This is a genomic window from Vibrio genomosp. F10 str. 9ZD137 (genome assembly GCF_049974785.1).
Classification (GTDB): domain Bacteria; phylum Pseudomonadota; class Gammaproteobacteria; order Enterobacterales; family Vibrionaceae; genus Vibrio.
In genome coordinates, this window is the sequence record NZ_JBNGCJ010000628.1 from 1 (window position 1) to 945 (window position 945).

A 945-nucleotide genomic window follows, 5' to 3' on the forward strand; every position below is an offset into this window, starting at 1 on the left:
GCGGGGGCTTCCACCCTTCTGATGTTTGCAAAATAACTTATATCTATAGCACTTCTTTCTATACTAAATCCCCTTAAAGTACTCAGTTTCACCTTCTACCCTTAATCTCTATTCCATTAGATCAATAGCAATTCCTCTACTATACCTACTAATACCAGTTTCGTTTGATGTGGTGTTGGATGTCTGCGATCGTCAAAGTTCAAGCTCAGGTCAAAATTGACCACTCAGGTTTAATGCTCGACATCCCTGTATTAATGACAGATCAGGGCGTGTTCGATCCCCTGCTTGAGTACATAGTTAGTCAGTCTCACATCAAAAGCCTTCCTTGGATGAACCGAGTTGTGTTTGCATGCCAGTTATTACTGGAATACATGGAAGCCAATCGGGGACTATTCTCAGAGCCAAGCCTCCTATTTCAATCTTTTGTGCAACGACTCTCATCAGGCACTATCGACAAAGAAGGATTTGATTCCTCAGGTTTGTTTTGGTTACCGAGGTCAGTTTCTAACGTCAACCAACTCCTGTCGGCATTGAACGGCTTAACGGATTGGCTCTCTATCCATAAAAATACAAGCAGTCTTAACGACTTTGAAGAAGCAACCACTCACCAAGAGCGACTGAATTACGCGGCGTGGCATAAAAGAAATCAACATGATTTTCTTGGTCATATCAAAAAAAATGCGCCTACAGAGCTACTGAAAAGAGTGAGGAAAGTTCGCGGGAAAAAAGATGTGATTAAAGTAGACGGTGATGCGATTTCGTTTCCCGAACAGCTATTTAAAGCATTTTTTATCGACGGTGTCGGCAGCGCGAGAGATTCAAGAGTGGCTATTCGCGATCAATTGATTTTACTGTTGATGCACGGGGCTGGGGTTAGAGAAAGTGATGCCCTGCACTTGTGGGTTGATGATGTGTTTCTTGATCCAATAGATCGGAAGAGCGGTT

The 945-nt window shown here is 43.0% G+C and carries 1 pseudogene; it reads left to right on the top strand.

The features are described 5' to 3' along the window. Positions 1–179 precede the first annotated feature (179 nt). Positions 180–945, top strand: a pseudogene (locus tag ACP45E_RS15245) (gamma-mobile-trio recombinase GmtY); the annotation flags it as partial.